The sequence below is a fragment of the uncultured Marinobacter sp. genome (assembly GCF_963974375.1).
Taxonomy (GTDB): Bacteria; Pseudomonadota; Gammaproteobacteria; order Pseudomonadales; family Oleiphilaceae; genus Marinobacter.
The window spans coordinates 1-7,935 of record NZ_CAXBDN010000212.1 but is presented as its reverse complement, the minus strand read 5'-3'; the positions used below and the strand labels follow the sequence as shown (position 1 = coordinate 7,935).

7 protein-coding genes and 1 pseudogene are annotated in these 7,935 nt (G+C 60.3%); 2 read left to right on the top strand and 6 right to left on the bottom strand.

The window, feature by feature from the left end; translation table 11 throughout:
• From AAC035_RS15925 to AAC035_RS15905, 5 genes and pseudogenes are all read right to left on the bottom strand, one after another.
• Window positions 1-234, bottom strand: a pseudogene (locus AAC035_RS15925) (DNA repair exonuclease); the annotation flags it as partial.
• A 159-nt stretch (window positions 235-393) separates the two neighbouring features.
• A complete protein-coding gene (locus AAC035_RS15920) occupies window positions 394-1,020 on the bottom strand; it encodes a tetratricopeptide repeat protein (protein ID WP_339805866.1) in 627 nt (208 codons plus the stop codon).
• Window positions 1,017-1,799 (bottom strand): SDR family oxidoreductase, encoded by a 783-nt coding sequence (locus AAC035_RS15915; RefSeq protein WP_339805864.1) that lies wholly within the window; start codon window positions 1,797-1,799, stop codon window positions 1,017-1,019. Before AAC035_RS15915 ends, AAC035_RS15920 begins: the two co-directional genes overlap by 4 nt.
• Window positions 1,786-3,963 carry an AMP-binding protein gene (locus AAC035_RS15910; protein ID WP_339805863.1) on the bottom strand — a complete coding sequence of 726 codons (2,178 nt, stop codon included), beginning with the start codon at window positions 3,961-3,963 and terminating at the stop codon, window positions 1,786-1,788. The genes AAC035_RS15915 and AAC035_RS15910 overlap by 14 nt, the downstream gene beginning before the upstream one ends.
• The gene (locus AAC035_RS15905) at window positions 3,947-4,666 is read right to left on the bottom strand and encodes a thermostable hemolysin (RefSeq protein ID WP_339805862.1); all 720 of its coding nucleotides are present in this window, start codon (window positions 4,664-4,666) and stop codon (window positions 3,947-3,949) included. Before AAC035_RS15905 ends, AAC035_RS15910 begins: the two co-directional genes overlap by 17 nt.
• A gap of 142 nt (window positions 4,667-4,808) precedes the next feature.
• On the opposite strand from AAC035_RS15905, the gene AAC035_RS15900 reads away from it, so the two are divergent.
• Together AAC035_RS15900 and AAC035_RS15895 are read left to right on the top strand one after the other, a co-directional pair.
• On the top strand, window positions 4,809-5,501 hold the full coding sequence (locus AAC035_RS15900) for a response regulator transcription factor (RefSeq protein ID WP_339805859.1): 693 nt from the start codon (window positions 4,809-4,811) through the stop codon (window positions 5,499-5,501).
• Window positions 5,492-6,889: an ATP-binding protein gene (locus AAC035_RS15895; protein ID WP_339805858.1), complete on the top strand. Its 1,398-nt coding sequence runs from the start codon at window positions 5,492-5,494 to the stop codon at window positions 6,887-6,889. Before AAC035_RS15900 ends, AAC035_RS15895 begins: the two co-directional genes overlap by 10 nt.
• Window positions 6,890-6,931: 42 nt before the next feature.
• On the opposite strand, the gene AAC035_RS15890 is transcribed toward AAC035_RS15895, so the two are convergent.
• The gene (locus tag AAC035_RS15890) at window positions 6,932-7,831 is read right to left on the bottom strand and encodes a MaoC/PaaZ C-terminal domain-containing protein (RefSeq protein WP_339805856.1); all 900 of its coding nucleotides are present in this window, start codon (window positions 7,829-7,831) and stop codon (window positions 6,932-6,934) included.
• Window positions 7,832-7,935 lie beyond the last annotated feature (104 nt).

Below are 7,935 nucleotides of genomic sequence, written 5' to 3'. Positions count from 1 at the left end.
GGAGAACCCCGACATGGCATTGAACACCCGGCGGATGGTGCGGTCAGACACGGTCTGGGCATCAAACACATCACCGGCAACCAGCACCGCATCGCAGCCCTGTTCGCAGGCCAGTGTCGCCAGACGCTCAATGGCGACATAGCGGGCTTCCACCAGGGCGGCGCCATCTTCGGCGTCAAAGCGGCTGAATACCCGGCCCATCTGCCAGTCTGCGGTGTGTAGGAATCTGGGCATAGGTACCTTGTGCAAGTGTCGGATTGGCAAGCTGATGTTTCAATCCGACAGTGTACCTGTTAATGCATTTCCGACAGTACCTTCACCCGGCATTCCATTTCTTCATTACTTTCAGGTTCAGCCCACGACAACCTGAAACAACCAGAACCGTGGCCCCGGTCACTGGCCCAGTTGTGCCATCCGCTGGCGAATCTCTTCCCGCCGACCCTGGTCAGCCAGGGCTCTGCCGGGGCGGTCAGAAGCGGCAAGCGCCCGTTCCAGATACGCTCTTGCCCGCTCCTTCTCGCCCTGCTCAATCAGATAATCGGCAAAAAAATAGTTGGGGTCGATACCGTCCGGATTGATTGCGAGGGCTTTCTGCAGATACCTTCGGGCCTTGTCGCTATTGCCGAATCCGACCGGCCAGCCAGGTACCTGGTAGTAGAGACTGCCAAGAGAGGTATAGGCCGAGCCTTCCAGGGCCGTGTCGTCAATGGCCACGGCCGCCTCCAGATTCCGGCGTGCCTCCCTGACCAGCTTCAGGGCACCCAGGCCACCTTTTGCCCCGGCCCATGTGCTCTGAACAATGGCATGCCAGATCAGCGGCTCAGCCCGGTTCGGATAGGCCGCCAACAACTGTTCAGAATGTTTGGCCAGCGTTTCGAAGGACTTTTCCCGCTGGGCCTCCGGCAGCTGATACTGGATTTCTGCCCAACGTTGCTGAATCACTCCCAGATCCGCAGTCAGCGAGTCAGCCAGTGCTGGCAACGTCAGCAGCGCTGCAACAAGTATTACTATCCATCTCATGGGGAAACTCCTGAATCAAGAAATTGCCGGATAACCGGCAGTTGTTTCAGCATCGCCCTGTCTACCAGACGGGGCAGCACGCCATTAACCAGTACAAACAGCTTTTCCGGCCAGCCCAGGAAGCAACGGCGCTGGTCCCGGTTCATGGCACGGACAATCCGGGCCGCTACCTGCCGGGGATGGTCCATGGCGTTACCGAGCGCGTGATTGAGTTGATGGATGACTTCCGGGTTCATGTCGGTTCGGGTAGCCCGGGGGGCCACATACAGCACGTGTATCGGGGTATCCGCCAGTTCCCTTCTGAGCGCTTCGGTGAAGCCCCGCAGCCCGAACTTGGTGGCGCAGTACGCGATATAGCCGGGATATCCGATGCTGCCGAAGGTGGAGCCGACAAACGTCAGGGTCCCACGCTGCCGCTCCCTGAACAGGGGCACAAAATGCCGGGCCACCAGCAGGGCACTGCGGAGATTGACCGCCAGCTGGTTATCAATATTGCTGACCGAAGATTGCTCCAGTGACGCAAAGTGGTTCTGCCCGGCACAGTGAATGATGCCATCGATTTCGGGCCAGGCCGCAGTGACTGCCTGTAATTGCTGATCCAGATCGGTTGCAGCCAGATCAAGCTTTACCAGGGACACGCCATCAGGCAGGTGTGCCGTCTCGGGGTGACGGGTTGCCACCAGCAGTCTCGCACCCTCGTCCAGCAGCTGCGCGATCAGCGCCCTTCCGATACCGCCGGTGCCACCCAGCAACAGGAAGCAGCGATCACGCAGCTGCATGGTCAGTCTCCAGCGTCTGCCTGCTGGTCTGCTGCGGCAGAGGAATGCGGTGCAGCATGTCGCCGTACAACCGGTAAACCATCCGGGCTGCATCGATAATGGCCTGCTGGTCTGCAGGATCGGTGATGCTGTTCATCAGCTTACGGAAGAATTCGAAGTGCCCCTGGTCCAGTTCGCCGTGGGAATAGAGGTAGCTGAAGGCCTGATCCGGCAGTTCCAGATGGGCCTGGATCTGCCTTGCAAGAGGCGTTGCCAGCTCTATGGATGTTCCTTCAAGAACCTGCACCATGCCGAAGAAGGCGGCCGGGTTACCCCGGTCAATCTGATGGTACAGGTAGGCCACCATGAGCTCGACGGTGAGGTCCGGTGTACTGGCGCGACACGCTTCACGGTCCTCGCCGCAGGCCTGCAGATCATTGAGAATCCACTCGTGGTGACCGTATTCCTCCTCGATGTATTCCACCAGAGCTTCCCGCACGCCTTCCAGCCGGTCTGGAAGCCTACTGCCGCAAGCCATCATCAGTGGCACCGTGTGTTTGACGTGATGAAACGCCTGGGTCAGAAACCAGGTGTAGCTTTCAACAGTCATCCGGCCCTCACTGACGGCGGCAATAACCGGCGCACGGGTGACGTGGATTTTCGCTTCTGCAGTTTCAGTCTGAAGTTTGTCAAAAAAAGCCATGGAAGATTCTCCTGAACAGTCGGAATAAACGGGAACGCTGCCTGCCAGCAACTGCGGCAGATCTGATTTGATGCGATGCCTTACCGGCCGGGCATTGGCAGTCAGATAGCCATCTGACGCCGTGAGGGACCGCGGAAGCCGATAAACCACCGGCAACCGGGCGTAATCCGGAAGCCTCTTATTGAGCCGCTGCAGGGCTGCAGCAAGGTCGGTTCTGGTGGCAGTCGGGGGCACAACCACCAGCGCCCGGAGCGCCGGTTCGCCGTCACCAAACACCACGGCCTGACGGGCACCCAACGCCTGCACCAGTTCAGACTCCAGCCATTCCGGACTTATGTTTCTGCCAAACCCGGTGATCAGCAGATTCTTCGAACGGCCGTCCACCCGCAGAAAACCGTCATCGGTGAGTTCGCCGAGATCACCCGTGTCCAGCCACGGGTCGTCTTCTGCGACGGCTGTGGGTTCGCCCAGGTAGCCAAGGTGGATATTGCCCCGGACCAGAATATGGCGGTGCTCATCCACTCTCACCCGGACATGATTGAGGGGCCGGCCGACACAGCCGGGATGGTCATCGCCGGGGGTATTCAAGGCCACCACCGAACCACACTCAGACAGGCCATAGCCTTCGTACAGGGGCAGGCCCAGGGCCCTGGCCTGCGCCAGCAGCCCGGGCGCCACCTTGCCGCCACCCACCGCCATAAACCGGAACTGGCTACACCCCAGGGCTCCCACCCGGGCCGCTTCGGTCAGCAACCGGGCCAGCTCCGGCACCAGAATCACCGACTCCGGCTGCCAGCGGTTAATGGCATTCGCCAGTGCGCTGGCATCGACCCCACTGCTGCCGGTCACGCCCAGAGCAGACAAGGGCTCTACCCGGACAACCCCTCCCATCAGCAGGGGCAGATAAACGCCGGCAATGTTCTCGAGCAGCGTAGCCAGGGGCAGGATGCACAGATGCCTGGCCGCACCAACCGGGCTCAGTCTCTGGCGCAGCGCTTCAACCGTTGCCATGATCTGGGCCCGGGACAGGCAAACACCTTTCGGGGTACCGGTGCTGCCAGAGGTAAACGTGATCTTTGCGGTACCTTCAGGTAACCGGATACTGGCCGGAGCATCCGCCAGCACACTGGCCCAGACGCCTTCACCCAGATGCTCTCTGGCCGTGCCTGTCTCTGGCCAGAGCAGCGCCTGCAGCCCCGCTGTATCCACAAGATGGCTGACCTGGGCCGATGAGAAGAAAACCGGAACGGGTACGCAGACCACGTCAGCCAGCATGCAGGCCAGATCGGCAATGACCCAGGCTGAGGTGTTGTCACCACACAGACCAATCCGCTTCAGGTCGAGTTTCTGCAGGCTGAAAGCCACCGTCAGTGCCGCATCCAGCAATTCCCGGGTGTTGTATTGCCGGTCGCCGGAAACCAGGGCAGGCGTATCCGGGCGGGTTGTGGCCGCCAGCAGCAAGGCCTCAGGCAATGTGGCCATAACGCCCCTCCATTGAGGCGGTTTGTGCCTCCTGTTGCAGGTTGACGGCTTTCACCAGTGCAAGCCCGTCCACCAGTCCGCGGGTACGCAGATCTTTCAGCCCCGGTGGCACATTCACGGCCATCACCCGTGGCTGATGCCGGTAGTAGCAACCCCAGCCCTCACCGCCGTCGACCAGTCGTTCAGGCCGGGCACGGCCCAGGTCAACCACCGCAATACCCATGCGCCGGAAACCGTTACGCAGTTGCCCGGTACCGGTACATACCACCCAGTCCAGATCCTGGTGTTCCAGCCACAAGGCCATGGCGGTGAACAAAAGGCGACTGGCACCCGCCTCAACCCCGGCAAGGTGGGCAATTTCAACAATGGTTTGACGATCCGGCCGAGGTTCCGACAGGCAGTGTTCGACGGGTTGATCAAGATAATCTTCCAGAAAAAGCCGGCATGACTGTGCCAGACGGACACCGACCGCAGCCAGCAAAGCGCCATGCCGGTTGACCAGCACCAGCAGTAAAGGCGGCTGAATCACCGGGCGGGCACCGTACGCCTGCAGGAACCTGGAACGGATAAAATCAGTGGCGGTCAATGCCGCGGCGGTACCGGGCCTGATCTGGCATAACCAGTAGCTTCCGCATCGCACCAGCGGGGTAATCTCAGAGCTGTCGAGATCAATAACCGGGGGCATGGTGATCGGTTCGTGCATAGTCCTTCTCCCTGTAACGAACCAGCAGAGTAGGGAGTCAGTCTTAAGTCCGTCTTAACGGCGATGGCTCGTTTTCTTAAGCCCGGCTTAAGCTTTCTATGCAAGAATGATCTGGCGATTCAGTGAGGAGTTACATCAGCCTATGCGCATACTGCTTGTGGAAGACGATCATATGCTCGCCAACACCATGCTGACCATGCTGCGGGACGATCAGCACACGGTGGACTGGCTGGATGATGGCCAGCAAGCACTCAATGCCCTGAAAGATGAGCATTTTGATCTGGCCATTCTCGATCTGACACTGCCTCGCCTGGACGGCCTTGATGTGCTGGCTCGCAGCCGCAGTGCGGGCGTGCAAACGCCGGTAATTATACTGACCGCTCGCACCGAACTGGGTGAAAAGCTGCAGGGCCTCGATGCCGGCGCAGATGATTATCTGACCAAGCCCTTTGCCATGGCGGAACTCAAAGCCAGGATCCGGGCCATCGTCCGGCGCGGCAGCAGTACCCCGGTGATCGGCCTTCGCATCGGCGCCTTGCAGCTCAACCCGGATTCCGGGCAACTATCTACCGGCGAACAGACTGTCACCCTGCCCCGCAGCGAGTTGCAGATTCTCCAGTACCTGATGCGCCACCCTGACCAGGTGGCAACCCGGCGTCGGCTGGAGGAGCAGCTTTACGGCTGGGACCAGGGCGTCGAGAGCAATGCGCTGGAAGTGCATATTCATCACCTCAGACGGCGCCTGGGCAAAACCGTGATCAGAACCATCCGCGGTGTCGGCTACATGCTGGACAGCGCAGAGGCAGCAGGTTGCGGAGCCACTGCATGTCCATGACCCGCACCCTTATTGCGCTGGTGGCCTGCGCTGTCATCCTGATTGCCACCATGGCAGCAGCCTGGAGCTATATCGAGAGCAATCATGAACTGGAAGAATTATTTGATGCGGAGCTGGCCCAAAGCACCCGCATCATCCAGGGCCTGGTCCAGCACCTGGTCACAACGGGCTCGCCTGAAGAGCTGGCCAGCACCCTGGAGAAGACTCTGCAGTTGCCTGGGGACGCTCTGGACGAAGAGGATCATAACGAAATACTGCCGGACGGGGCCGGCCACAAGTACGAAAAAAAACTCGCCTTTGAAGTCTGGAATCCGCAGGGATCACCGGTCCTGGACACCCTTGCGGCCAATGATGGCATCGCTCTTCAACCTGGCTATGCCAGGGTTGAATCCACCGGGTTCCAATGGCGAACCTTCACCCTTCAGGACCCCCGCACCGGTTACTGGATCCGTACAGCCCAGCGGGAGGATGTTCGCAAGGAACTGAGCCAGGAACTGGCTCTTGGCAATATCCTGCCGTTGCTGATGGCCTTGCCGGTGCTGCTGATTGCCGTCGCAATCGCCATACAGGTGGGATTCCGGCCCTTGCGGAAACTGGAAAAACCCATCCGTCGCATGGCGCCAGAACGTATACACCCCCTCAACGTCCTGCACGCCCCCAGGGAAGTCAGCGGCCTGGTCATGGCCGTCAACAGCCTGCTGCAAAGGCTGGATGATGCACTGGAACGGGAGCGGCGATTTTCAGCGGATGCTGCCCATGAGCTGCGCACTCCGCTTACTGCGCTGCGCCTCAATCTGGAGAGACTTGAAGCATCAGAGCCGGAGAAATTCCGGGAACTGACCGCATCGGTAGACCGCATGGAGCATCTGATCGAACAGATGCTGTTGCTCGCCCGTATTGACGCCGGGGTGGACTTCGCTCCGGATTGCCTGAACCTGTCAGATATCGTTGCCCAGAGCATCGCCGATGTCGCCTCGCTTGCCCTGCGCAAACAGATCGAGCCCTCATTCGATGATCGCATCGGTCAGGCCATGATGACCGGTCAGCCAACCCTGCTTAATACCCTGATGCGGTCGATCCTCGCGAATGCCATTCAGTACAGCCCGCAAGGCACGATGATTGAAACCCACCTGCACCCCGAGCGCGACGGTTTTGCGATTCTTGTCTGTGACCAGGGACCAGGTATTCCCGCCCGGGAACGGGGCAAGGCCATGGGCCGGTTCAGACGTCTGGATCAGAGACTGGGATCCGGTGCAGGCCTGGGCCTTGCGATTGCACGCCGAATTGCCGAAATCCACGGCGGCAAGCTCACTTTGGAGGATCGCCCGGACCGCAGCCCGGGGCTTTGTGTTCGCATCTGGTTGCCAGTGCGAGCCACCGTAACCTGAGCAACCCGGCACGACCTTGCCGGGGCTGGCCACCCCCTCAACTCAACCGGTCTCCACCCAACCGGTCAGGTGGGGTTTTTCACCTTTATCGTCCTTTACATCAAATTCGATACGCTGCGGGCCTTCTGCCGCTTCTGCGCCACTGCGGCGATAACTGAATTGCACCTGGCCTGGCAGGAATATGGGCAGTTTGAAGGCGACATCAACGGTGCAGGGGCCGGCCGGCAGCATCGGTTCCAGTGCTGCCAGGCAGCGGGCTTTGGTCCACATGCCGTGGGCAATGGCACGGGGAAAGCCGAACAGCTTTGCGCTCAGGGCATGCAGGTGTATGGGATTGACGTCTCCGGAGGCCTTGCCGTAGCGGCGCCCCAGATTGGCCGGCAGATCCCATGGCTCGCTGTGATCTGGCGCAGCCGTGTCATCGTCGTCAGCGCCGGGGGCAGGCTTTTTACCGCCGGCGGATGTACCGCCATCCCCGGTGCGCTTGAGCATGGTACTGGTACATTCCCAGACCGTTTCTTCGCCCGCCTGCACCTGTGTGTGAATATCAAATTCCAGACCTTTGCCGGCGGTACGGGGGCCACTCAGGGTGCAATGGAGCGCCAGCGTCGCTTCATTACTGATAATGCGATGCTGATGGATGCGGTTACGGATGTGAACCAGACCCACCGGCGAGAACGGAAAGGCATCGCTGAGCATCAATTCCAGGTGCAGTGGCAACGCCAGCACGAAGGGATAGGTTACGGGCAGACTTGAGCTCCCGGCGAAACCGCACACCGACCGATAGGCCCGGAGTTTCTCGCGGTCTGCCCGGACATCCGCCAGCCTGATGTCGGCCAGGGTTTCCTGCTGGTTCGGCACTGGCCCGGACTTGCGGGCGACAGCAGCCCGCAGGTATTGGGAGACAATGGATGGACGGCCTGAAAGTTCGATGGTTTTCATGCGCCGATCAGCCCCTGACCACACACCCGGATGGTGTTGCCACTGAGACCGCTGGCACCCGGGCTACTGAGATAGCAGATGAGCTCGCCCACATCCCGGGGCTT